At 70.8% G+C, this 24,197-nt stretch carries 17 protein-coding genes; 10 read left to right on the top strand and 7 right to left on the bottom strand.

Annotated features, from left to right (window positions below):
* Positions 1–6: 6 nt before the first annotated feature.
* The 9 genes from ACFSL2_RS21000 (at position 7) to ACFSL2_RS20960 (ending at position 12,849) form a co-directional block, all read left to right on the top strand.
* Positions 7–681: an ABC transporter ATP-binding protein gene (locus ACFSL2_RS21000; protein ID WP_377199701.1), complete on the top strand. Its 675-nt coding sequence runs from the start codon at positions 7–9 to the stop codon at positions 679–681.
* Between the two features lie 283 nt (positions 682–964).
* On the top strand, positions 965–5,053 hold the full coding sequence (locus ACFSL2_RS20995) for an endo-1,4-beta-xylanase (protein ID WP_377199700.1): 4,089 nt from the start codon (positions 965–967) through the stop codon (positions 5,051–5,053).
* Between the two features lie 218 nt (positions 5,054–5,271).
* A complete protein-coding gene (locus ACFSL2_RS20990) occupies positions 5,272–6,921 on the top strand; it encodes a peptide ABC transporter substrate-binding protein (RefSeq protein WP_377199699.1) in 1,650 nt (549 codons plus the stop codon).
* A 105-nt stretch (positions 6,922–7,026) separates the two neighbouring features.
* Positions 7,027–8,031 (top strand): ABC transporter permease, encoded by a 1,005-nt coding sequence (locus ACFSL2_RS20985; protein WP_377199698.1) that lies wholly within the window; start codon positions 7,027–7,029, stop codon positions 8,029–8,031.
* Positions 8,024–8,911: an ABC transporter permease gene (locus ACFSL2_RS20980; protein WP_377199697.1), complete on the top strand. Its 888-nt coding sequence runs from the start codon at positions 8,024–8,026 to the stop codon at positions 8,909–8,911. The genes ACFSL2_RS20985 and ACFSL2_RS20980 overlap by 8 nt, the downstream gene beginning before the upstream one ends.
* The gene (locus tag ACFSL2_RS20975; RefSeq protein ID WP_377199696.1) at positions 8,908–10,011 is read left to right on the top strand and encodes an ABC transporter ATP-binding protein; all 1,104 of its coding nucleotides are present in this window, start codon (positions 8,908–8,910) and stop codon (positions 10,009–10,011) included. Before ACFSL2_RS20980 ends, ACFSL2_RS20975 begins: the two co-directional genes overlap by 4 nt.
* Positions 10,004–11,203 (top strand): ABC transporter ATP-binding protein, encoded by a 1,200-nt coding sequence (locus ACFSL2_RS20970; protein ID WP_377199695.1) that lies wholly within the window; start codon positions 10,004–10,006, stop codon positions 11,201–11,203. The genes ACFSL2_RS20975 and ACFSL2_RS20970 overlap by 8 nt, the downstream gene beginning before the upstream one ends.
* A complete protein-coding gene (locus ACFSL2_RS20965) occupies positions 11,200–11,913 on the top strand; it encodes a type 1 glutamine amidotransferase (protein WP_377199694.1) in 714 nt (237 codons plus the stop codon). The genes ACFSL2_RS20970 and ACFSL2_RS20965 overlap by 4 nt, the downstream gene beginning before the upstream one ends.
* Before the next feature lie 147 nt (positions 11,914–12,060).
* Positions 12,061–12,849, top strand: a complete 789-nt coding sequence (locus tag ACFSL2_RS20960) for a serine hydrolase (RefSeq protein WP_377199693.1) — start codon at positions 12,061–12,063, stop codon at positions 12,847–12,849.
* A 117-nt stretch (positions 12,850–12,966) separates the two neighbouring features.
* On the opposite strand, the gene ACFSL2_RS20955 is transcribed toward ACFSL2_RS20960, so the two are convergent.
* Positions 12,967–14,226 carry a kynureninase gene (locus ACFSL2_RS20955; protein WP_377199692.1) on the bottom strand — a complete coding sequence of 420 codons (1,260 nt, stop codon included), beginning with the start codon at positions 14,224–14,226 and terminating at the stop codon, positions 12,967–12,969.
* 299 nt (positions 14,227–14,525) lie between these two features.
* Between ACFSL2_RS20955 and ACFSL2_RS20950 the strand changes: the two genes are divergently transcribed.
* Positions 14,526–17,819, top strand: a complete 3,294-nt coding sequence (locus ACFSL2_RS20950) for a discoidin domain-containing protein (RefSeq protein WP_377199691.1) — start codon at positions 14,526–14,528, stop codon at positions 17,817–17,819.
* 69 nt (positions 17,820–17,888) lie between these two features.
* Here ACFSL2_RS20950 and ACFSL2_RS20945 read toward each other — a convergent pair whose 3' ends face one another.
* The 6 genes from ACFSL2_RS20945 to ACFSL2_RS20920 form a co-directional block, all read right to left on the bottom strand.
* Complete coding sequence (locus ACFSL2_RS20945; protein ID WP_377199690.1) at positions 17,889–18,791, bottom strand: amidohydrolase family protein; 903 nt, start codon at positions 18,789–18,791, stop codon at positions 17,889–17,891.
* Complete coding sequence (gene kynA / locus ACFSL2_RS20940) at positions 18,784–19,644, bottom strand: tryptophan 2,3-dioxygenase (RefSeq protein WP_377199689.1); 861 nt, start codon at positions 19,642–19,644, stop codon at positions 18,784–18,786. Before kynA ends, ACFSL2_RS20945 begins: the two co-directional genes overlap by 8 nt.
* A gap of 66 nt (positions 19,645–19,710) precedes the next feature.
* Positions 19,711–21,129, bottom strand: coding sequence for an ATP-binding protein (locus ACFSL2_RS20935; protein ID WP_377199688.1), 1,419 nt, complete (start codon positions 21,127–21,129; stop codon positions 19,711–19,713).
* A gap of 108 nt (positions 21,130–21,237) precedes the next feature.
* Entirely contained in the window at positions 21,238–22,491 is a 1,254-nt protein-coding gene (locus ACFSL2_RS20930; protein WP_377199687.1) for a type II toxin-antitoxin system HipA family toxin, read from the bottom strand.
* Between the two features lie 14 nt (positions 22,492–22,505).
* On the bottom strand, positions 22,506–22,808 hold the full coding sequence (locus ACFSL2_RS20925) for a helix-turn-helix transcriptional regulator (RefSeq protein WP_357474878.1): 303 nt from the start codon (positions 22,806–22,808) through the stop codon (positions 22,506–22,508).
* Between the two features lie 149 nt (positions 22,809–22,957).
* Entirely contained in the window at positions 22,958–23,887 is a 930-nt protein-coding gene (locus ACFSL2_RS20920) for an ABC transporter substrate-binding protein (protein ID WP_377199686.1), read from the bottom strand.
* Positions 23,888–24,197: the final 310 nt, after the last annotated feature.

Here is a 24,197-nt window from a genome sequence, read left to right as displayed (position 1 = left end):
CGAACCATGTACCAGATCGACGACCTGACCAAGACGTACCGCCAGGGCAAGCGCGTGGTGCGCGCGCTCCGGGGCGTGTCCCTGACCATCGGCGACGGCGAGCTCGTCGCCGTCCAGGGCCCCACGGGTGGTGGCAAGTCCACCCTGCTGCAGATGCTGGGCGGACTGGACCGGCCGACGTCGGGCACCGTCCAGCTCGACGGGACCGACCTGGCCGGCATGAGCGACGCACAGCTCACCGCCGCACGGGCCGAGACCATCGGCTTCGTGTTCCAGAACTTCAACCTGATCCCGACGCTCACCGCGCTGGAGAACGTGGAGACGGCACTCGTGCCGTCACGGCTCGCACGCCAGAGCCGCACGGCGCGCGCCCTCGCCGCGCTCGACTCGGTCGGTCTCGGCGACCGGGGCGACCATCTGCCCGGCGAGCTGTCGGGCGGGCAGCAGCAGCGGGTCGCCATCGCCCGGGCGCTCGTGAAGAACCCGAAGGTGCTGCTGGCCGACGAGCCCACCGGCAACCTCGACGAGGAGACCCGCGACGAGATCGTGGACCTCATCGAGGGGCTCTGGAAGGAACAGGGCCTGACGATCGTGCTGGTCACCCACGACTCCGTGGTCGCGAGGCGGACCCCGCGCCGCCTACGCATAGCAAAGGGCGCGGTCAAGACCCTGACGCCCTAACCCGCCCCTCCGCCCCGTCTACCCCGTCTACCCCGTCTACCCCGTCTACCCAGTGATTGGGCCCGAACTTTGCACGATTTCGGGCCCGATCGCTGGGTAGAGACGAACAGCCTCCCTCTCGACGGCGGCGCGCGCTATAGATACGCTGCCCTCGTCCGCCGTGGCACTGTCGCCCGGCGTTCGACCTCACCCGGAGACACGCGCAAGGGAGCGCAGCATGCCTCGTCGAAATCGTTTCATCACACCATCTCGTAGATCGCGAAATCGTTTCACAGCCGCCGGTGTGGCGGCGCTCCTCGCCGCGGGGGCGTTGGCAGCTGCCCCCGCCTCAGCGACCGCGGCCAGCACGAGCACCAGCACCCCCACCGGCACCGGCACATCCGCCACCACCGTCACCGCCGTCGACTTCGAGGACGGGACCACCGGTACCTGGACACCCAGCGGCAACGCCGGCCTCGACGTCGTGCCCGACCCCGCGCCCGACGGCGCCGGCAAGGTCCTGGCCATCACCCGGGCGGCCGACTACGAGGGCATCCAGTCCCCCACCGGGATCTTCGAGCCCGGCAGCACCTACACGTTCAGCATGCGCGCCCGCCTCCCCGATCCGAGCGAGCCGGCCGACCCGACAGGGCCCGCGCCCACGCCCGCGCCCACCACCGCAGACGTCCGCTTCGTCATGAAGCCGTCCTACGCGTGGATCGGCAACACGACCATCGGCACGGACTGGACCACCGTCACCGGCACCTACACGGCCGACGGCGATCCCGCCGAGCTGCAGGCCTATCTCGGCAGCACCGACCAGGACGCGCCCTACACGATCCTCGTGGACGACATCATGGTGACCACCTCCGGCCCCGACGCACCCGACGACGTCGTCCCTGGCGGCGCCATTAACCCGACGCCCACTCCCGCGTACCTCGCGGAGGGCAGTGGCGACGTCTCCGCCTTGACCTTCGACGACGGCCCCAACCCGGGCACCACGCCCGCCCTGCTGGACTTCCTCGCGGAGCACGAGATCAAGGCGGTGTTCTGTGTCATCGGACAGAACATCCAGGCCGACGGCGGGGCCGCGATCCTGCGCCGGATCGTCGCCGACGGCCACGTGCTGTGCAACCACTCCACGGGCTACGCCGACATGGGCTCCTGGACGGCGGAGCAGGTGCGCACCGACCTGGTGGCCAACCTGGGCATCATCCGCGACGCGCTCGGCGACCCGGACCAGAAGGTCCCGTTCTGGCGGGCACCCAACGGTTCGTGGGGCGTCACGCCCGAGGTAGCCGTCGAGCTGGGCATGCAGCCGCTCGCGGTGCGGAACACCATCGCCGACTGGGAGACGCAGGACGTCGGCACCCTCACCGCCAACCTGCGCGCCGCGATGGTCCCGGGCGAGCTGGTCCTGGCGCACGACGGTGGCGGCGACCGGTCCGGCACGCTCGCCGCCGTCCGCACCGTGGTCACGGAGCGGCTGGCCGACGGCTGGGAGCTCACGCTCCCGCAGGGCACGCCGCCCGCTACGGGCCCCGTGATCAGCACCGACTTCGAGGACGGCACGCTCGGCGGGTGGGAGCCGCGCGAGGGCACCGACGCCTCGGACTTCTCGCTCGCGGTCACCGAGTCGGACGCGCACGACTCCACCCGGTCGGCCGCCCTGACCGGCCGGGACGCCACGGGCGACGGCATCGGCCGCGACGTCACGGGCGTCCTGCGGGCGGGTGTCGCCTACGGCGTCTCCGCGTGGGTCCGCTACCCGGAAGGACAGACACCTGGCGACATCTGGCTGAGCCTGGCGAGCACCGCCGCCGACGGCGCCCAGACCTTCGCGACGCTCGACCAGTTCGACGGGATCACGAGTACCGGCTGGACCCGGGTGGCCACCACGTTCACGATGCCGGCCCACGAGAGCGCCCTGCTCTACTTCGAGACCGCCTACAACGGTGGCGTCACCAGCGACTGGCTCATCGACGACATCGTGGTCTCGGTCCCCGAGCCGCCCCTGATCGAGGACCTGACCGGCATCAAGGAGACCACCGACTTCCCCGTGGGCGTCGCGATCGACAGCCGCGAGACGTCCGGCGCGGCCGCGGAGCTGGTGAACCGGCACTTCGGCCAGATCACGCCCGAGAACCACATGAAGCCGGAGGCCTGGTACGACGCCGACGGCACGCTGCGCCGGCATCCCGAGGCGACGGCGCTGATGGACTTCGCGCAGGCGCACGACCAGCGGGTCTACGGTCACGTGCTGGCGTGGCACAGCCAGACCCCGGACTGGTTCTTCCAGGACGACGCCGGCGAGCCGCTGGCCGCCGACGAGGCGGGCCGGACGGTCCTCCGCGAGCGCCTGCGCGCCCACGTGTTCGGCATCGCGGAGAACCTCAGCACGGACTACGGTCCGTTCGGCTCGGACACCAACCCGCTGGTCGCGTTCGACGTGGTCAACGAGGTCGTGTCGGACGGGGGCGAGCACCCCGACGGCCTGCGCCGCAGCGAGTGGTTCCGGATCCTGGGCGAGGAGTTCATCGACCTGGCGTTCCGGTACGCGGACGAGGCGTTCAACGAGACGTACGCCGCGCCGTCGGCCGGTGCCGACCGGCCGGTGACCCTGTTCATCAACGACTACAACACGGAGCAGGGCGGTAAGCAGGACCGGTACCGCGCGCTGGTGGAGCGGCTGCTGGAGCGCGGCGTGCCGGTGGACGGCGTGGGCCACCAGTTCCACGTGTCCCTCGCGATGCCGGTCGGCGCGCTGGAGGCCGCCATCGAGCGGTTCGCCGACCTGCCGGTGACGCAGGCGGTCACGGAGCTGGACGTCACGACGGGCACGCCGGTGACCGAGGCCCGGCTGATCGACCAGGGCTACTACTTCCGGGACGCGTTCGACGTGTTCCGCGCGCATGCGGCAGACCTGTTCTGCGTGACGGCGTGGGGGCTCACCGACGGACGGTCGTGGCGCGTCGACAGCGGTGCGCCGCTGCTCTTCGACGACCAGTACCAGGCCAAGCCCGCCTACTACGGGGCGGTCGGCGCGGAGCTGCCCGCGCGCCTGCGGACGGCGAACGTGTTCGCGGGCGACGTGCCGCTGGACGGCGCGGCGACGGCCTCCCCGGTGTGGGACCGGCTGCCGCGGCACACGTTCGACGCGCCGGGTGGTGGCGAGGCCGCCTTCCAGCTGCGCTGGGCGCCCGACCACCTGACGGCGTCCGTCGCGGTGGACGACGCCGATCCGGCGCCGGACGATGCGGTCACGCTGGTGCTCGGCGGGGCCGAGGCGGGGGCGGGCACCGCGTACGTGGTGGGCCGGGACGGTTCGGTGACCGGCGGGGCCGAGGGTGCTGACGCGGTGGTGACCGAGCGGGAGGGCGGCTACGACGTCGTCGTGCACCTGCCGGCGGCCCTCGAAGAGGGCGCGACCGTCGCCTTCGACGCCCGGGTGACCAGTGTTGACGGCACCGGCAGCCGGACCACGGGCTGGAACTCGCCGGGCGCTCTGGGCACCCTCACGCTGGTCGAGGAGCTGTCGTACCTGGAGGTCGCGGAGGCGGCCCAGGCGCCGGTGGTCGACGGCGAGGTCGACGACGTGTGGGCCTCGGCCGGCGCGGTGACCACCACCAAGGAGATCGAGGGTTCCGGCGGTGCCGTCGCCACCGTCCGGACCTTGTGGCACGAGGGTGCGCTGTTCGTCCTGGCCGACGTCGCGGACCCCGTGGTCGACGTCTCGGGGTCCGACCCGTGGGTCCAGGACTCCGTGGAGATCTATGTGGACGGCGGCAACGCGAAGAACGGCGGCTACCGGGCCGATGACACGCAGATCCGCGTCTCGGCGCAGAACGCCGTGTCGTTCGGGACGGGAGACGAGGCGGCGCAGCGCGCGCGGGTGGCGAGCGCGACCACGCCGACCGACGGCGGGTACCGCGTCGAGGCGTCCGTCGACCTCCTGTCCTACGGCGGGCCCGGCACGTTCCACGGCCTGGACTTCCAGGTGAACGACGCGGCCGACGGCGCACGGACCGCCGTGCGGAACTGGGCCGACCCGACCGGGGCCGGCTACCAGTCCACCGCCCGCTGGGGCGTGGGCCGGCTCGTGGCCGACCCGGGGCTGACCAGCCTCACACCGCCGGTGGTCGAGGGGCGGCCGGCGAAGGGCAGGATGCTCACGGCCGACCCGGGCACGTGGTCGCAGGAGGCGACGTTCGCCTACCGGTGGCTCCAGGACGGGGAGCCGGTGCGTGGCGGCGGCAAGTCGTCCGGCCACGGCGCGACCTACAAGGTCAAGCCCTGGGACGTCGGGCACGAGCTGTCCGTCGAGGTGACGGCGCGTACCGCGGACGGCACCACGGCGTCGGCGACGAGCGATCCGGTGGCCGTCCGACGCTGAGCAGGGTGCCGGAGTTGTTTCCGCCTCCAGGCCTGGGGGCGGAAACACTCCGGCCCGTGCGCGCCTCACGCTGCGTTCGTCCGGCCCGTCCATGGAAAGGGCCCTGACGAATCGTTACAGACGGTTTACACGAGTTTCCACGCAACCGGCCTGCTCTGGCGATATGGTCCAAACCTCCCCGTCCCCCGGATCGGGGAGCCGACATGGGGAGGCAAGCAGTGAGGCAAGCACGAGTAGGACGAAAGGCGCCGCTCGCCACGGTCGCCGCGTGTGCCGCCGTGGCTCTGACCGTCGCCGGGTGCAGCCCGAACGACACCGAGTCCCAGAGCGACGGGCCGGTCACGCTGGAGACCTGGATCAGCCAGGACATGGAGACCCTGTTCCCCGGCGATGCGGGCAGCTACGACAACATCAGCATTCTCGACGTCGTCTACGACGGCCTGGTCCGGTACGACCCGGAGACCACGGAGCCGTACAACTATGTGGCCGAGTCCATCGAGCCGAACGACGACAACACGGTCTGGACCATCAAGATCAAGCCGGACCTCACGTTCCAGAACGGTGAGCCCGTCGACGCCGACGCGTTCGCCCGGTCCTGGAACTACACGGCCGACGGCGACAACGGCCTGTACTCCAACTACTTCTTCGGCATCATCGAGGGCTACGACGAGATGCAGCCCGAGACGAACGACGACGGCGAGATCGTCAAGGAGGGCGCGGCGGACGAGCTGTCCGGGCTGCAGGTCATCGACGACCTGACGCTCGAGGTCACGCTGAGCTCGCCCTTCGCCGGCTTCGCGACGATGCTCGGCTACACCGGGTTCTTCCCGATCGCCCAGGAGTGCCTGGACGACGTCGAGAAGTGCTCGACCGAGCCCATCGGCAACGGTCCCTTCCAGGTCACCGAATGGCAGCAGAGCCAGGAGCTGACCGCCGAGAAGTGGGCCGACTACCCGCTGGAGGAGACCCCGGGCTACGACGCGATCCACTGGACCGAGTACTCCACCGGCGAGACCGCCGGCTGGGCGGACTTCCAGACCGGCAGCCTGGACCTGTCGTTCCCGCCGACGGCCGAGGTCGAGGCGGCGGCGAACGACCCGGAGCTGGCCGAGCGCTACGTCGAGCAGCCCGGCTCCGCCCTGACGTACCTGGGCTTCTCCGGCTACACCGAGGGCCCGTGGAACGACAAGGAGTTCCGCAAGGCGATCTCGATGGCGATCGACCGCGAGGGCATCATCTCCTCGCTCGGCAGCGGCCGGGCCACCCCCGCCGACTCCTGGGTCGTTCCCGGCGGTGTCCCCGGGGGCGAGGCCGGCACGTGCGAGTGGTGCACCTACGACCCGGAGGCCGCGAAGGCAGCGTTGAAGAAGGCAGGCGGCTGGCCCGACGGCGAGAAGCTCCAGATCAGCCTGGGCGACGACGAGGCCGAGGTGGAGTACTTCACCGCGATCGGCAACTCCATCGAAGAGGTCCTGGGCATCCCGTACGAGCTCAACGTCGACCCCGACTACTTCACCACGCGTGCGGAGCACGGGTACGACGGCATGTTCCGGAACAACTGGTTCCCGGACTACCCGCTCAACGAGAACTACCTGAGCTTCTACGCCTCGGGTGAGCCGGGCGCGGGCCACTGGGGCTGGTACAGCAAGACGTTCGAGGACAAGCTCGACGAGGCGGCCGCCGCGCCCACCCTCGACGAAGCGGTGGTCCTCTACCAGGAGGCCGAGGCCATCCTCGCCGAGGAGTTCCCGACCATCCCGTTCCGGTGGAGCTTCAGCGCCACCTACTACAGCGAACGGCTCGACAACGTGATCCTCAACCCGTTCTCGGGTGCGCCGATCCTGCGCGACATCGAGATCACCGAGTAACCCCTTCGTCGTGGGCGCGACCGTCGTGACGACGTGTCCGTACGAGGCGCCACGGTCGCGCCCACGACAAGACCACAGCGCGGAAGCAAGAGGTTCACCTAGGCCATGGGTCGCTACATCCTGAGGCGCGTGCTGCAGGCCGTCGGCACGCTCCTGCTCGTGATGTTCGTGCTGCACCTGCTCACGACCGTCGCCATCCAGCTCAACGGCAGCCCGGCGCAGGCCTTCTTCGGCGACCGCGTCGCGTCACCGGCGCAGATCGCTGCCGTCGAGCAGCGCTTCAACCTCGACGACCCCTGCTTCGACCAGCCCGGCAACCCGTGCCTCGGCCCGTTCGTCGAGCGCCTCGGCCAGTACGCGAGCGGCGACCTCGGGACGAACCTGCGCGGCCGCGAGATCTCCGACATCGTCGCCAGCGCGGCACCCAACACCCTGCGGCTGTTCAGCGTGGTGCTGGTCACGTGGCTCGCCCTCGGCATGCTCCTCGGCTCCGTCGCCGCACGCTGGCGCGGGTCCCCCGGCGACCACGGGATCCGGCTCACGTCGGTGCTCATCGACGCGTTCCCGGTCTTCGTGCTGCTCGTCGTGTACCGGTACGTCGTCGCGGTGCCGCTGAACCGCTGGTCCGAGGCGACGTTCGGCGAGAACTCCTGGCCGCCGTACTGGTTCCGGCCCTCGTTCGACTCGAGCCACCCGTGGGCCACGATCATCGTTCCCGGCATCCTGCTCGGCCTGGCCGGCTCCGCCGCGTTCATCCGCCTCGTCCGTGCCAGCCAGCTCGAGTCCTACCAGGGCGACCACGTCCGCACCGCCCGGTCGAAGGGCCTCGGCGAGCGGCACGTCATCCTCAACCACGTCGTGCGCAACTCCTCGGTGCCCGTGGTGACCGCCATCGGCCTGGCCTTCGTCGAGGGGCTCGGCGGCGCCGTCATCACCGAGGGGATCATGAACATCTACGGCATCGGCGGCGTGCTGTGGCAGGCGGTGCGGGACGACGACGTCGCGCTCGTGATCGCCGTCGTCACCCTGCTGACCGCCGTGACCGTCGTGGTGATGATCATCGTCGACATCGCCTACGCCCTTCTCGACCCGAGGATCCGCTATGAATGACGTCGGCCTCCTCTCCGCCGCGTGGCGCACGCTGCGCCGCCGGCCCGACGTGATCGTCGCCGCCCTGATCGTCCTGTTCTTCGCGGTCATGGCCGCGTTCCCGCTGCTGTTCACCACGACGAGCCCGCGCGCGTGCAACATCCGCGAGGCCCGGCTGGACCCGCAGGGCTGGGGCGCCGCCCACCCGCTCGGCACCGACGCGCTCGGCTGCGACGTGCTCGCCACCATGGTGGCCGGCGTACGGCCGTCCCTGCTGCTCGCGTTCGTCGTCGTGGGCGCCTCGCTGCTCATCGGCGTCACGCTCGGCCTGCTCGCCGGCTACTACCTGGGCTGGGCGGACTACCTGATCTCGCGCACCATCGAGGTATTCCTCGTCGTGCCGCTGCTGCTGGCCGCGCTGCTGCTGCTCTCGCTGTTCAAGAACGTGGACCTGGGCGCCGGCACCTTCAACGTGATCCTGCTGCCCGCCGTCGTGCTGATCCTGTTCAACTGGATGGGCTACGCCCGGTACGTCCGCGCCAGCGTCCTGGAGGCGAAGAACCTGGACTACGTGACCGCCGCCCGCTCGCTGGGCGCCTCAGACCTGCGCATCATGTTCCGCCACGTCCTGCCCAACGCCATCGGGCCGGTCACGGCACTCGTACCGACGTCCATCGCGGCAGTCATCGGCACGGAGGCAGTGCTGTCCTTCCTGGGCATCGGGGTGCGCCCGCCCGCGACGAGCTGGGGGATCCAGATCTCGCAGGGCTCCGAGTGGGTGCTCGGCGGTGCGCCGCACATCCTGCTCGCCCCGCTGATCTGCCTGATCGCCGCCGTCCTGTCCCTGGTGGTGCTCGGCGACGCCCTGCGCGACGCCCTCGACCCGAGGCTCACCGCATGAGCGCCGTCACGCGGCCGGCGTCGAACGGCACACCGGACTCGGCCCCCGGTACGGCATCGAGCAGCGCGCTCCTCGAGGTCACCGACCTCGCCGTCGAGTTCCGTACGCCGGACGGGCCGGTCCGCGCCGTCGACGGGCTGTCCTACCGCGTGGAGGCCGGCCGCACCCTCGCCATCGTGGGCGAGTCCGGCTCCGGCAAGTCCGTGTCGTCGCTGGCCGTGATGGGCCTGCTCCCGGACACGGCCCGCGTCACGAGCGGCAGTGTCCGCCTGGCCGGCACCGACCTGCTCGGCATGAGCCGCAAGGAGCACCGTGCGCGCTGTGGCGACCAGGTCGCGATGGTGTTCCAGGACGCCCTGGCCGCGCTGAACCCCGTGCACACCGTGGGCTACCAGCTCACCGAGGCGCTGCGGGCGCGGCGCGGGATGTCGCGGGCCGAGGCCCGCAAGCGGGCCGTCGAGCTGCTCGACCTGGTCAAGGTGCCGAACGCGAAGGCGCGCGTCAAGGAGTACCCGCACCAGTTCTCGGGCGGTATGCGCCAGCGCGTCATGATCGCCTCGGCCCTGGCCATGGACCCCGACGTGCTCATCGCCGACGAGCCCACCACCGCCCTCGACGTCACCGTGCAGGCACAGGTGCTGCGGCTCCTCGCCGAGATCCAGGCGGAGCGGCGGATGGGGCTCGTGCTGATCACGCACGACCTCGGCGTCGTCGCCGGCGTCGCGGACGACGTCACCGTCATGTACTCGGGGACCGCCGTCGAACAGGCGCCGGTGCTGCCCGTCTACACGACACCGGCGCACCCCTACACCCGGGCGCTCCTGCGCTCGATCCCGTCCGCGTCCGGCGCGGCACGCCTGCCCATGATCCCCGGCCGCCCACCGAGCCCGGCCACCATGCCGTCCGGCTGCCCGTTCCACCCCCGCTGCGACGCGGTCCGCGACGTGTGCCGCACGGACGTGCCACCGGCGGCCGTCCCCGCCGCGGGCCGGATGGCGACGTGCCACTTCGCGGCCGACATCATGGCGGGCCGGGAGCCGGCGGCCGACGACGGCGCGACACCCGACACCGACACGGACACCGGAGGCCGCGATGACTGACCCCGTGCTCGAGGTGCGTGACCTCGTCAAGCACTACCCGGTGCGCAACGGCCTGCTGCGCCGCTCGGTCGACGCGGTGAAGGCGGTCGACGGCGTCTCGCTCACCCTGGACCGCGGTCGCACCCTGGGCCTGGTCGGCGAGTCCGGTTCCGGCAAGTCGACGCTCGCCCGGGTGCTGGTCGGTATCGAGAAGCCGACCAGCGGCGAGGTGCTCGTCGACGGCGAGGACGTGCTGCACCTGTCGCGCGCCGGGCGCAAACAGCTGCGCCGCGACGTGCAGATGGTCTTCCAGGACCCGTACACGTCGCTGAACCCGCGGATGTCGGTGAGCGAGATCGTGGGCGAGCCGTTCGCGATCCATCGCACGGACCCGGCGGGCGGACGGCGGGCCGCCGTGGGCGAGCTGCTGGAGCTCGTCGGCCTCGACCCCGACCATGCGAACCGGTACCCGCACCAGTTCTCGGGCGGCCAGCGGCAGCGTGTCGGAATCGCCCGGGCGCTCGCGCTGCGGCCCAAGATCCTGGTGTGCGACGAGCCCGTGTCCGCCCTGGACGTGTCGGTGCAGGGACAGGTCATCAACCTCCTCGAGGACCTCCAGGCGGAGCTCGGGCTGTCCTACCTCTTCGTCGCGCACGACCTGGGCGTGGTGCGGCACATCGCCCACGAGGTCGCGGTGATGTACCTCGGGCGCATCGTCGAGCAGGGGTCCGAGGCCGACGTGTACGACACGGCCCAGCACCCGTACACGCAGGCGCTGCTGTCGGCGGTACCCGTGCCCGATCCGTCCGTCCGGCTGGTCCCGGCGGGCACGAGCGACGGCGCGGCCGACGGCGCGAGCGGCAGGCGCAGCGTCAGGGCGATCGTCCTGGAGGGCGACCCGCCGTCCCCCGTGGACCCGCCGGTGGGCTGCCCGTTCCATACGCGCTGCTGGCTCGCCCCCACGCTGCCGGAGGCGCAGCCAGAGCAGGCCGGAGCCCCGGCGGGGGATCCTGAACGGGGCCTGCGACGCGTGCCCACGGTGTGCGAGACGGAGGCGCCGGCACTGGTCCCGCGCCTCGACGCACCCGCTGCTGGCGTGTCCGGAACTTCCGGTGGCACGCCTGATCGGCACCTGACCAGCGCAGACGCCGGTGCCCACGTGGTGGCCTGCCACTTCGCGCGAGAGCTGGCGGCACCTAGGGTCGAGGTATGACGCGTGTCCTGGTTGTCTTGAACTCGCCCACCAGCCTGATGGGCCGGCTCGCAGAATGGCTCCCCGAAGCCGGCCTCGAGCCCGTCCTCACCCCCGGCGCCGAGCTCCCCGAGACCCTGGACGGGTTCGCGGGACTGGTGCTGCTCGGTGGCGGCTTCATGCCGGACGACGACCTGCACCACCCCTTCCTCGCGCGGGAGCGCAGGCTGACCACCGAGGCGCTGGCCGACGGCGTACCGGTGCTCGGCCTGTGCCTCGGCGGACAGCTGCTGGCGCACGTCACGGGTGGCGGCGTGACGGCACGGTCGGGCGAGACGGAGCGCGGCATGTGCCCGCTCACGGTGCTCCCCGCCGCGGCGGACGACCCGGTCTTCGGCGACCTGCCGGGCGTTCCCGACGAGCCGTTGTGGATGATCGAGAACCACGAGGACTCGGTGACCACCCTCCCGCCGTCAGCGACCCTGCTGGTCTCGAGCGGGGACTGCCCGATCCAGGCGTTCCGCGTGGGCGACCGGGCGTGGGGCCTGCAGTTCCACCCGGAGGCGCGGCCGGAGCGTGTCGCGACCTGGGACGAGGCCGCGCTCTCGGAGCAGGGCATCGACCGGACGGCGCTGGCCGCGGCGGCGCTGGTCCACGCGGCCGAGAACGAGGCGCAGTCACGTGCGCTGGTCCGGGCCTGGGCCGACGTGGTGCACACGACCGCGAAGTAGACCCGCAGCGCAGTAGACCCGCAGCGCAGTAGACCCGCAGCGCAGTAGACCCGCAGCGCAGTAGACCCGCAGCGCAGTAGACCCGCAGCGCAGTAGGACCAGAGCGCAGTAGGACCAGGGCGAGGATCGACGAGAGGACGGACCGAGATGGTGTCGACAGGAACCCATAGTGACGGGGTCCCGGTGGTGGCCTACCGGATCGCCCGGGCGTCGGGCGAGGTGCTGGCCGCGCGCCAGGACCACCTGGACTTCTACGCGGCCTCCACCGTGAAGCTCGCCGTGCTCGTCGCGGCGGCACGCGAGCTCGACGCCGGCACCGCGCGCCTCGACGAGACCCGCACCGCCACCCGCACCTTCACCTCGCAGGTGCCCGGCGCGGGCGAGTACACCATCGAGCCGGACGACGTGGACAGCGAGCTCCCGCCCGACGGCACCCCGATGCCGTTCGGCGACGTCATCGAGCGCATGATCACCGTCTCGTCCAACGAGGCGACCAACATGGTCGCCGACCGCGTGGGCCTGCCCGCCGTCAACAAGGTACTGGCCGACGCCGGCGCGACCGGCTCCGTCTTCGGCCGCAAGTACTCGGACCTGGCCGCCGAACGGGCCGGCGCCACGCACCGGACCACCGCCGCCGACCTGTGCCTGCTCATGTCCGCCCTGGTCACGGGCAAGCTGGCCGGCGTGGAGCGCACCGCCTGGATGTGCGAGCTGCTCGGGCGCCAGACCGACCGGCAGCTCACCGCCGCCGTACCGCACGGCATCCCGTTCGGCTCCAAGTCCGGGTGGGTGGACGGTATCCGGCACGACGTCGCGTTCGTCGGCGAGCCGGGGCCGAGCACCCTGGTGATCTCCGTCTGCACGCGCGGCTACGACGAGCAGGCCGCCGAGGAGACCCTGAGGTCGCTGGGCGCGCTGGCCCTCTCCCTCACCTGACCGTCGCGCTGACGCGGCCCTCCCCTCCCCTTCGAGGCCTAAGTTTCTTCGCTCTGAGCGGCCGCAAAGCGAAGAAACTTAGGCCTCGAAGGAGATCTCAGCACTCGACGAAGCCGGTCAGGTCAGGAGGGTGCGAATCAGCCAGAGGCCCTGCGCGACCTCCTCGAAGCTGGTGCTCAGCGGGGAGAGGCCTACACGGAGGCCCTGCGGCGGGCGGAAGTCCGGGATCACGCCACGCTCCCAGGCCTGCGCCACCACGCGCTTGAAGTCGGGGTGGTCGAGCATGATGTGGCTCCCCCTGCGCTCCGGCGCACGCGGCGAGGCGACCCGGACCCCGGGCAGGTACTCGTCGGCGATCTCCATCGCGAACCCGGTCAGCGCCAGCGACTTCGTGCGCACCGCCGGCATCCCCGCCTCCTCGACGAGCGCGAGCATGTCGCGCATCGGCAGCATCCCGATCACCGGCGGCGTGCCGCTGATGAGCTGCCTGATCCCGGTGGCGGGCTCGTAGTCGGATCCCATCGCGAACGGGTCGGCGGCACCCATCCAGCCCTGGACCGGCTGGCGCACCTCGTCCTGCAGGCCGGCGGCCAGGTAGGCGAAGGCGGGCGAGCCCGGCCCGCCGTTCAGGTACTTGTACGTGCAGCCGACGGCGATGTCCACGCCGTCGGCGTCCAGGTCCAGCGGGACCGAGCCGGCCGAGTGGCACAGGTCCCACAGGACCAGCGCGCCGGCGTCGTGCACCACCCGCGTGATCGCCGGCAGGTCGGCGACGTACCCGGACTTGTAGGCGACATGGCTGAGCAGCACCAGGGCGGTGTCCTGGCCGATGGCGGCCGCGACGTCCTCCGGTGTCACCCCGGCCTCGGGGTCGGGCGTGATCCAGCGCAGCTCGAGGTCCCGCTCGGCGGCGATGCCCTGCAGCACGAACCGGTCCGTGGGGAAGTTCTCCGTGTCGGCGACGATCACGCGGCGGCCCGGCCGCGCGTCGACGGCGGCGCGGGCCAGCTTGTAGAGCAGCACCGTCGTGGAGTCGGCGACGACGGTCTGGCCCGGGGCCGCGCCCAGGGCGACCCGGCCGAGCGTGTCGCCCAGCTCGGTGGGTGCGTCCATCCAGCCCTCGTCCCAGGACCGGATCAGCCGCGCGGCCCACGGTCCGTCCACGAAGGACGCGAGGCGTTCGCGCGTGGCGCTCAGCGGCCGGCCCAGCGAGTTGCCGTCGAGGTAGGCGACCAGCCCCTCGCTCGGGACGAAGCGGTCGCGGTACCGGGCCAGCGGATCGGCCACGTCGAGCGCGGCGGCCCGCTCACGCAGCGCGGCAGGCAGAGCGACGGGCGGCGCGGCGGCCGGGTCGGCAGGAGATACGGCGTCGGTCACAGGGTGCTCCAGGTCGTTCGGCTTCGGCCCGAGCGTACGTCCTGAACCTCCGCGCCCGGACCTGCCCGCCGAACCCTTGACGGTCCAGTACCGCCCTCAGTACTGTCCATGCCAGTCGATTGCAAGAATTCGACAGAGTCGCGCTTGTTTCTCTACAGCAACATGGCAAGTACCGAAGTTCCATCCTGGTGACGACGCCCGTCAAGGACGACGGGAGATCGGGGACGATGATGTTCCGCTCCGCAACGCCACGCCACGTACCGGGCCATCTCCGCAGACCGGGACCCGCTCCCGCGTTCGTGTCCGTACTCGCGGCCACCGCCCTCACGGCGGTGACGCTGGTGCCCACACCCGCCGCCGCAGCGCCCGCCGTCCTCTCCTCGGGCGCACCTGCGGCGGCCAGCAGCAACAACGCGCCCTACCTGGCCGAGAACCTCACCGACGGCGACCAGGCCACCTACTGGGAGTCGACCAACGGCGCCCTCCCCCAGTGGGCACAGGTCGACGTCGGTGCCGGCGCGACCGTCGAGGAGGTGGTGCTCCGGCTTCCCGCCACGTGGGAGGCCCGGACACAGACGCTGTCGGTCCAGGCGGGCACCGACGGGTCGGCCTTCACCACCCTGGCGGCGAGCGCCGAGCGGCGCTTCGACCCGGCGTCGGGGAACACGGTGACGATCGACGTGCCGGACACGGAGGCGCGCTACGTGCGGGTCGCCGTCTCCGCCAACAGCGGCTGGCCGGCGGGCCAGCTGTCCGAGCTCGAGGTACGCGGCACCAGGGCCGCTCCCGACCCCGACGAGCCGGTGGAGGGCACGGACCTCGCGGCGGGCCGGGACATCCAGGCGTCGTCGACCCAGTGGACCTACGTCGCCGCGAATGCCAACGACGGTGACACCTCGACCTACTGGGAGGGTGCGGGCGGGCAGTACCCGAGCACGCTCGCGGTGGCGCTGGAGTCCCCGGCCGAGCTGAGCGCCGTCGTCGTGCAGGTGCCGCCGGCCGCGGCCTGGGGACCGCGCACGCAGACGTTCGAGGTGCAGGGCCGCACGGGGGCCGGGGACGCGTGGAGCACGCTCGCGCCGTCGGCCGATCATGCCTTCTCCCCCGCCACGGGCAACTCCGTGACCGTTCCCGTCACCGGCACGGCGCGCGACGTGCGGCTCCGGTTCACCGGGAACACGGGTGCGGGCAACGGACAGGTGGCCGAGCTGCAGGTGTTCGGCGTGCCGGCTGCGAACCCCAACCTGACGGTCACCGGCGTCGCGGCGGACCCCGCGTCGCCCACGGAGTCGGACGACGTGACCCTGTCGGCCGTCGTGAAGAACATCGGCACCGAGGCCTCGGGCGCGACGGACGTCTCCTTCACGGCCGACGGCGACGAGGTGGCCACCGGCCAGGTGGGGGCGCTCGACGCGGGCGCGGAGGCCACCGTCACCGCGGACATCGGCTCACAGGCCGCCGGCTCCTACGAGCTCGGGGCGGAGGTGGACCCCGCGGGCGCCGTCGCCGAGCAGTCCGAGAGCGACAACACCTACACGCACCCGGACCCGCTGGTGGTGACGGAGGTCGCGAGCTCCGACCTGGTGCCGACCGTGTCCTGGACACCGACCACGCCCGCCGCGGGCGAGACGGTGACGTTCTCGGCCCGGATCGCGAACCGCGGCACGCTCGCCACGAGCTCCGGACCGCACGACCTCACGGTCACCGTGCGGGACGACGCCGGCGCGGTCGTGCGGACGCTGACGGGATCGGTCTCCGGCACGATCGCTGCGGGCGGCACCAGCCAGAGTGTCGACCTGGGTTCGTGGCCGGCCGCCGACGGCTCGTTCGACGTCACGGTGACCGCGGCCACCGACCCGACGGAGGTCGCGGCCAAGCGGGCGAACAACGAGGTCACCCAGCCACTGTTCATCGGCCGCGGCGCGAACATGCCGTTCGACACCTACGAGGCGGAGGACGGCGTGTCGGGCGGCGGTGCGATCGCCGTCGGGCCGAACCGGGTGGTCGGCGACCTCGCGGGCGAGGCGTCCGGCCGCCGGGCGGTGACGCTGGACCGGACCGGCGCCTACGTCGAGTGGACCACGCGTGCGGTGGCCAACTCCCTGGTGGTGCGGTTCTCGCTGCCCGACGCCGCGGGGGGCGGCGGCACCGAGGCCACGCTGGCCGTGTATGTCGACGGCGAGTTCCTCAAGAACATCGACCTCACCTCGCGGTACGCCTGGCTGTACGGCAACGAGGCGAACCCGGGCAACCAGCCCGGCCAGGGCGCGCCGCGGCACATCTACGACGAGGCGAACGCCCTGCTCGGCACCACCGTCGAGGCGGGCTCGACGATCCGGCTGCAGAAGACGGCGAGCAACACCAGCAGGTACACCGTCGACTTCGTCGACCTCGAGCAGGTGACGCCGCAGGCCAACCCTGACCCGGCCCGGTACGTCGAGCCCGACGGCTTCTCCCACCAGGCCGTCCAGAACGCGCTCGACCGGTTCCGCATGGACTCGACAGGCAACCTGGCCGGGGTGTACCTCCCTGCCGGCGACTACCAGACCGCCAGCAAGTTCCAGGTCTACGGCAAGGCGGTCGACATCGTGGGCGCCGGGCCGTGGTTCACCCGGTTCCACGCACCCGCCACGCAGGAGAACACCGACATCGGGTTCCGGGCCGAGGGCACGGCGAACGGCTCGACGTTCCGCGACTTCGCCTACTTCGGCAACTACACGTCGCGGATCGACGGGCCGGGCAAGGTCTTCGACTTCGCGAACATCTCCGACATGACCATCGACAACATCTGGGTCGAGCACATGATCTGCATGTTCTGGGCGGCCAACATGGACAACTCGGAGATCAAGGACTCGCGGATCCGCAACACGTTCGCGGACGCTCTGAACATGACCAACGGAAGCGCGAACAACCATGTCCACAACAACCAGGCGCGCGGCACCGGGGACGACTCCTTCGCGCTGTTCGCCGCCACCGACGCCGGGGGCAGCGGCCAGCGGGGCAACGTGTTCGAGAACCTGACGTCCACGAACACCTGGCGGGCTGCCGGGCTGGCCGTCTACGGCGGGCAGGACAACACGTTCCGCAACATCTACATCGCGGACACGCTCGTGTACTCGGGGGTGACCATCAGCTCGCTGGACTTCGGGTACCCGATGGAGGGGTTCGGTCCCGCGCCGACCACCTTCGAGGGCATCTCCGTGGTGCGCTCCGGCGGACACTTCTGGGGTGACCAGGTGTTCCCGGCGGTGTGGCTGTTCTCCGCGTCGAAGGCGTTCACCGCGATCCGGGTCGACGACCTCGACATCGTGGACCCGACGTACTCCGGGATCATGTTCCAGACCCAGTACGTCGGCGGACAGCCGGTGAACCCGATCCAGGACACCGTGTTCACGGACGTGTCGATCACCGGTGCGCAGCGCAGCGGCGACCAGTACGACGACCGCTCGGGGTACGGGATCTGGGCCAACCCGATGCCGGAGGCAGGGCAGGGCCCGGCCGTGGGTTCGGTGACGTTCAACAACCTGACCCTGGAGAACAACTACCGCGACATCGTGAACGACACGTCGACGTTCACGATCAACCGCAACTAGCCGCACCCGGTCCTTGACGTGCCGCATGGGGGGACTGCGGCCCTGACTCGGTGTACCTGGTACAGCGAGTCAGGGCCGCAGTCCGTGGCCCGGTGGGCGCTGGGCTGGCCGTACCGCCGACCGGAGCCAGGCGATCAGCTCGGCCGCCGTGCGGGGCACCGGGAGCCGAGCCGCCAGCGCCGGCGCGTCCGGCGGCCCCAGGACCGCGCGCAGCAGCGCCTCCCCCGACAGGCCCACCTCGCCCAGCAGCTCGATCTCGCGCTCGTTCACGCCGACCGGCGTCGGGCCGTTGCCCATGTCCGTCCCGTAGACGAGCGTGCCCCCCGCGGCGACGAACCGCCGCGCGTTGTCGAGTGCGCGGTCGAGACCGGCCGACCCACCGGGCGCGTCGTGGATCGCGAGCGTCGAGACCCAGGTCATGTGCGCCGCCCGGGCGATCAGCCCGGGCGACAGCGGCTCCGTCCAGGGCACGTGCACCAGCGTGTCCGCACCCGCGGTCACGGCGCGCTCGGTCTGGCCCGCACCCTCGGCGTGCACGACGACGGGCAGCCCCACCGAGTGCGCCTCCGTGACCAGCGCGCGCAGGACGTCGTCGGACAGCAGCGCCATGCCCGCGTGCAGGGCGACCTTGACCGCGAAGCCGCCCCCGGCGACGACGTCGGCCACCGCCTCGGCAGCGGCCCGCGGAGAGCCCACCTGGCGCACGGCGGCATCCGGTGCCCACGAGCGCCCGCTCGGATACCCGCCCGGCGCGGTGTGGAACGGACCGACGTACCGCACCCGGAGGCCCGACGGCGGGGCGGCCGCCCAGGCGATCGTCTCCCGGGGGTCCCAGCCCAGGTCGTGCACCTCGGTGACCGGGCCGTCGGCGAGGAGCGCCCGGTCGACCAGACCCAGGTGCACGTGGCGATCGACGACGCCGGGCAGCGCCACCTCCGGCACGGCGTCCGGCGCCGGTGCCGCGTCAGGCACCGAGCGGGCCGTCGATCTCGGTGCGCACCGAGATGAGCTCGGGAAAGAACGTCAGGTCCAGGGCACGCTTCAGGAAGCCGACGCCGCTGGAGCCACCGGTGCCGGTCTTGAAACCGATGGTGCGCTGCACGGTGCGCAGGTGGCGGAACCGCCAGAGCTGGAACGCGTCCTCGATGTCGACCAGGTCCTCGCACGCCTCGTACAGCTCCCAGTGGGCGTGCGGGTCCTCGTAGATCGTCTTGAAGACGGCGGTCAGCTCGGGGTGCTCCGTCCAGGCCTGCGTGACGTCGCGGTCCAGGATCGCGGCCGGTACCTCGTGCCCACGCCGGGCCAGCAGGCGCAGGAACGCGTCGTAGACGGTGGGCTCGCCGAGCAGCTGCTCCAGCTGCGCGTGCACCTCGGGCTTGCCCCGGAAGACCTGGAGCATGCCCGCGTTCTTGTTGCCCAGCAGGAACTCCACCGCCCGGTACTGGTGCGACTGGAAGCCCGAGGACTGCCCCAGCGACCCGCGGAACTCCGCGTACTCGCTCGGGGTCAGGGTGGCCAGCACGGACCACTGTTCCGTGATCGTGCGCTGGATGTGCTTCACCCGCGCCAGGCCCTTGAGCGCGCGCGACAGGTCGTCGCTGTCGAGAAAGCCTCGTACGGCGCGCAGCTCGTGCACCACCAGCTTGAGCCACAGCTCCGTGGTCTGGTGCTGGATGATGAACAGCAGCTCGTCGTGGTGCGGCGGGTCGCTCATCGGGTGCTGCGCCGAGAGGAGCTCGTCGAGCCCGAGGTAGGAGCCGTAGTCCATCTCGTCGCGGAAGTCCGTACGGATGGAGGCCTCGATGGGCCGGGTGTTGCCGTTCATCTCCCGAGCGTATCCCCGGGACGTCCCGGGGCCGGCCAGACCGGGATCGGGCCGGTTCGCCGATTCCTACTTCGCCCAAGCCCCAAGGAGGTCCTCGGGCGATATGACGGTGATGCCGTCCACCGAACCGCCACTCCTGGACACAGCGAGAAGCGGCGTGTCTTCCGTCGCTCCTGGCAGCTGAGAACGATGCACGAGCAGACGCCCTAGGTCCCGGTGATCGAATGGCCGAGACTCCAGCCACTTGATGGACCCTGCGAAAGTGATCCGCTTCGCAAGGGGTCCCCTGTCGGCTCCAACCAGGTCGATCTCAGGATCGTTCGTCCGGGTCCAATAGCCCCCGATCACCTTCGTCCCGGGAGCAAAGTCGTCACCCAGAGCGCGCCACAAGGCGTCCCGAATCACCGGTTCGATGGCGCGCCCTCGCCACGTCGACCATCTGTCGCGCACGTTCTCGAGGACGCGGTCGCCACGCCCGCGTTCGATCTGCGGAGTTCCTGGCTGGACGAATGAGAGCCAGAACCGAAGGTGCGGGTCGTCGATCCAGTAACGAGTCTCCTTGCTCGGCTTGGTCGACAAGGGAACCTGCGCTGCGACCGCCCGCCTCTCGATCAACAGTTGGAGTGACCTGGACAGCACGTTCGTCCCGATGTTCGACTCTCGGGCGATCAGAGAGTAGGTGCGCTCACCGTGGCCGATCGCAGAGAGGATCGCTCGCGCCTGCGCCTCCGTAGGAAACTCGGCGGCCAGTGTCCTCTCCCCACTCACGAGGAGGGCCGATGTCGGATTCTGCAAAGACCATGAGAGATAGTCCCAAAGAGACATCCCGCGCTCCCATTCCGTCAGGAGCAGCGGGAGGCCACCCGTGACGAGGTATGCGTCAAACGCATCTGCCGCGGAGAGCCCGAGCATCGTCGCCACGTCATATGGGGTCAGCGGCGGTACAACCATGTCCACGCCACGCTGATAGAAGGGACGCCCGTGCGTGTTGAGACTCTCCATCATCGCCATGTCGGATCCGATGAGAATCAGCAGCACGGGGAGCTTTGACAGCGTTCGATCGAAGGCCTTCTGCAGCGCTCCCTCGAACGCCTCGTCTTCTCGGACCAGGTAGGGCACCTCGTCAAGGACCACGATGGTCGGTGAGTCCTGCGGCAGTACCGAGGCCAGGACACGAAACGCCGCATCCCAACTGGTCGGTTCCGCGAAGTCCGACGCAAGCGCGGCGTCGGGCAGATTCGACGATCCAATTTCCTCGACGAAGCCTGCCAAGTCACCGCTCCGGTTCCCACCGACAGCCGTGAAATAGACATACGGCAGAGCCGCCCCGTCGACGAACTGCTCGACCAGGCGGGACTTTCCGACTCGACGCCGCCCCCGGATGAGCAACGCTCGCCCAGGGCGGTCGTGTCTACCAGAACTGACGACCTGGAGCTTGTCGCGCAAGACGCCGAGCTCGACGTCGCGGCCGATGAAGCCGTTCATTGACCCCCCTGAGAAGACTCTCACTTCTGAGAGTCTCACGAACGAGACTCTCAAACTTGAGAGTATGCTCGGGGGGCCCTCGCTGCAACCAGTGCCGCGTGCCCAGCATCAGGCCGCCCGGGCCTCGTCCCGGTTCGGGTTCTCGAACGCCTCCGCCATCAGGGCGATCTCCTCGGGCGGCAGGGACATCTCGCGCGCGACGCGGGTCCAGCCCGACGTCGCCGCGGCCACCTCCCCCAGCACCCGCCGCGCGTCGTCCTGCCGCAGGCCGTAGGAGTCGGCCGTCTCCAGCAGCTCCCGCACGTCCCGGTCGATGCGGTTGCCACCGGGGAGCAGCGGCGTCGACTCGGCGACGGTGAACGGGTTGGGGTTCACGTCGAACAGGGGCGAGAGGGACCAGCCGTCCGCACGGCGGAGGAAGCCGTGGTTCTTCATGTGGTCGTCCACGTTGCGCACGAGCAGCGTGAACGCGACCCGCCGGAACAGGTCGTGCCCGTCCGTGGCCGGGCGCCCCGAGTGGTCGGCGAGCGTCTCCGCGAGCGTCCGATAGTCGATGACCTCGAAGAACGCCTTCTGCGTGAGACTGTCGGCGGACAGAAAACCGATACGTGTGCCCTCCGGCCGGCGGTCGAACCGGCGCGTGAGCAGGATGGACCGTGCCGGACCGATGCGGTGCAACCGTGCCACCGGCACCTCGATGCCGGCGTCCGAGGCGAGGCGCAGCGTCAGGCACTCCCACGCCTGCACGTCCCAACGGTCGCCGCTCTCGGGCAGCTTGGCCATCCACAGGTCGCCCGCGCCGTCCCGGACGGTCACCTTGGGCCGCGCCCCACCCATCGAGGTCCCGGCCGCGACCAGGAGCCGCACGTCCTGCTCGGTCTCCCGGTGCTGTGCGACGGCGTCCGCGGCCTCCGTCAGCGACGGCAGCTCCACGAGGTCGGGGACCTCGGACCGCGGCGGTGCCAGGAACGTCCTGCCCTCGTCGAGGGAGAAGCGCAGCGCCCCCAGCCGGGTCTCGTCCTGCACCCCGAGCAGGAAGTCCACCTCGGTGAGCGTCGTGAACCCGCGGCCCTCCGTGCGGGCGGCCCGCCGTTCCGCGTGGAACAGCAGGGCGCGGCCCCACTGGTCGGGCTGACAGTCCGCGAGGACGCCGAACAGCGGCCGGTCGCTGCCGGAGGGGATGTTCCCCGGCGTCAGCGGCAGCTCGGGGCACAGCGCGTAGGCGCGCGGGTCGCGCAGGTAGGCGGCGTCGTAGCGGAAGGTGCAGCCCACCAGGGCGCCGCCGCGATTGAGGTGCATGTCGAGGTCACCGGCGTAGGTACGTCCACCACCCGGCAGCTCGACCTCGACATGTATCGACACCGCGACTCACCCTCTCAGCTGGGGACCCGGACTCGCTGTGGCAGGGCTCGTTCCGCGTGGAACCTGCCCATCTCGGTGGTCAGCGGGTCGCTGGCACCGACGACGGCGTCCGCCACGCCGAGCACCCGCAGCACCGCGAACGTGTTCTCCAGGCTCACGGTTCCGGTGCCCGTCTCGATCGCGCGGAGCGTGGTGCGGGTGATGCCCGCACGGTCGGCGACGAGCTGGGCCGTGAGGCCGTGGATCTTGCGCCAGGCGCGGACATGGTCGCCGAGGGCGGCGAGGTCGCGCTGGGTACGGAGGGACGTTCTGGCCATGTCTGCTCCTTTCGGTTACCAGGCTAGCCGACGGAGCGGGTAATGGTCACTACGCTAACCACTATCTTCTGGCCCTGTGAGCTGCCGACAGCACGACGGGCCGCCCCACGGTGTGGGACGGCCCGTCCTGCATGGCGCTCAGCGGAAGATCACGGCTGGTTGTTGATGGTGGCCTTCTCGATCGCGCCGACCGAGAGGTCGTGCTTCTCGAGGATCTTGGCGTAGGTGCCGTCGTCGATGATGCTCTGCACCGCCGCCTGGTAGGCGCGGACCAGCTCGACGTCGCCCTTGAGGAACCGGAAACCGAGCGGTGTCGGGTTGATGATCTCGGAGTTCCCGACCTCGAAGATGTCGCCGGAGCCGACCTGCTTCGCGTTGTACACACCGGTGGACCACTGCGTGAGCTCCGCGTCCGCCTTGCCCGCCTCGACCTGAGCAAGCGCTTCGGCGTCCGTACCCGAGAGCATGATCGTGATCGGCTTGGCGCTGCACTCGTTCTCATTGAGAGCCATCAGCGCCGTCTGCTGCGACGTGTGGTCCTTCGGGTCGGTGCCACCGAGCACCGCAACAGTCCGACCACACAGATCGTTGAGCGTCTTGATGCCCTCGGGGTTCCCTGCGGGGACCATGATCGCGTCACTGTCGTTGTAGTAGTCGACGAAGTCGGAGTCTTCCCGACGCAGTGCGGTGTCCGACATGGCAGCGGCGACGATGTCGACGTTGCTCGCGTACAGCTCCTCGACCAGCGAATCCCACGGCATGTCGTGGAACGTGTACTTCAGCCCCAGCCGGTCCGAGGCGGCGTCGAACAGGTCGATCTCGAAGCCGACGATGCGGCCCGCCTCGTTCGTGTACTCGAACGGCGGGTAGCCCGACTCGGTACCGACCGTGATGCGCGTGGACTCCGCCAGCAGCTCACCCGGCAGCATGGCGCGCAGCTCCGGATCGACCTCTACCGTCTGCTCCGCGGCCTCCGCCGTCTCGTCCGAGCTGGTCGAGCAGCCGGTCAGCAGCGCTCCGAGCGCGGCTGCTGCCGCGATCGAGCCGATGACCGCACGCGTGCGGTGTCCGAGAGCCATGCGGGGTCCTCCACACAAAAAAGACATGATGAGCGAGTTACGCGGGTGGAGCCTATACGGTCCTGGCGAGTTGCTGTGAATCCGAGTTTCACCTACGTCCACGGGAGCGACACCGGGGCTCAGGCGCTGGTACCGACCTTAGCCGCCGCGCCCACGTCCGCCAGAATCACCGCATCGATGAGGCCGCGCGCCCACTCCAGTACTTCGGTGCCGCGCAGCGCGCAACAACGGCACGCACCTCGTCGTGCGCACCTGCGCTCTCCTCGTGCCCCTAGCCGCCGCCCGTCCGTGGCAACGTGCAGGTCGGGCG

Source organism: Promicromonospora aerolata, assembly GCF_042682255.1.
Taxonomy (GTDB): domain Bacteria; phylum Actinomycetota; class Actinomycetes; order Actinomycetales; family Cellulomonadaceae; genus Promicromonospora; species Promicromonospora aerolata.
The sequence above is the reverse complement of the archived record's forward strand: the minus strand, read 5'-3'. Positions and strand labels throughout refer to the sequence as shown.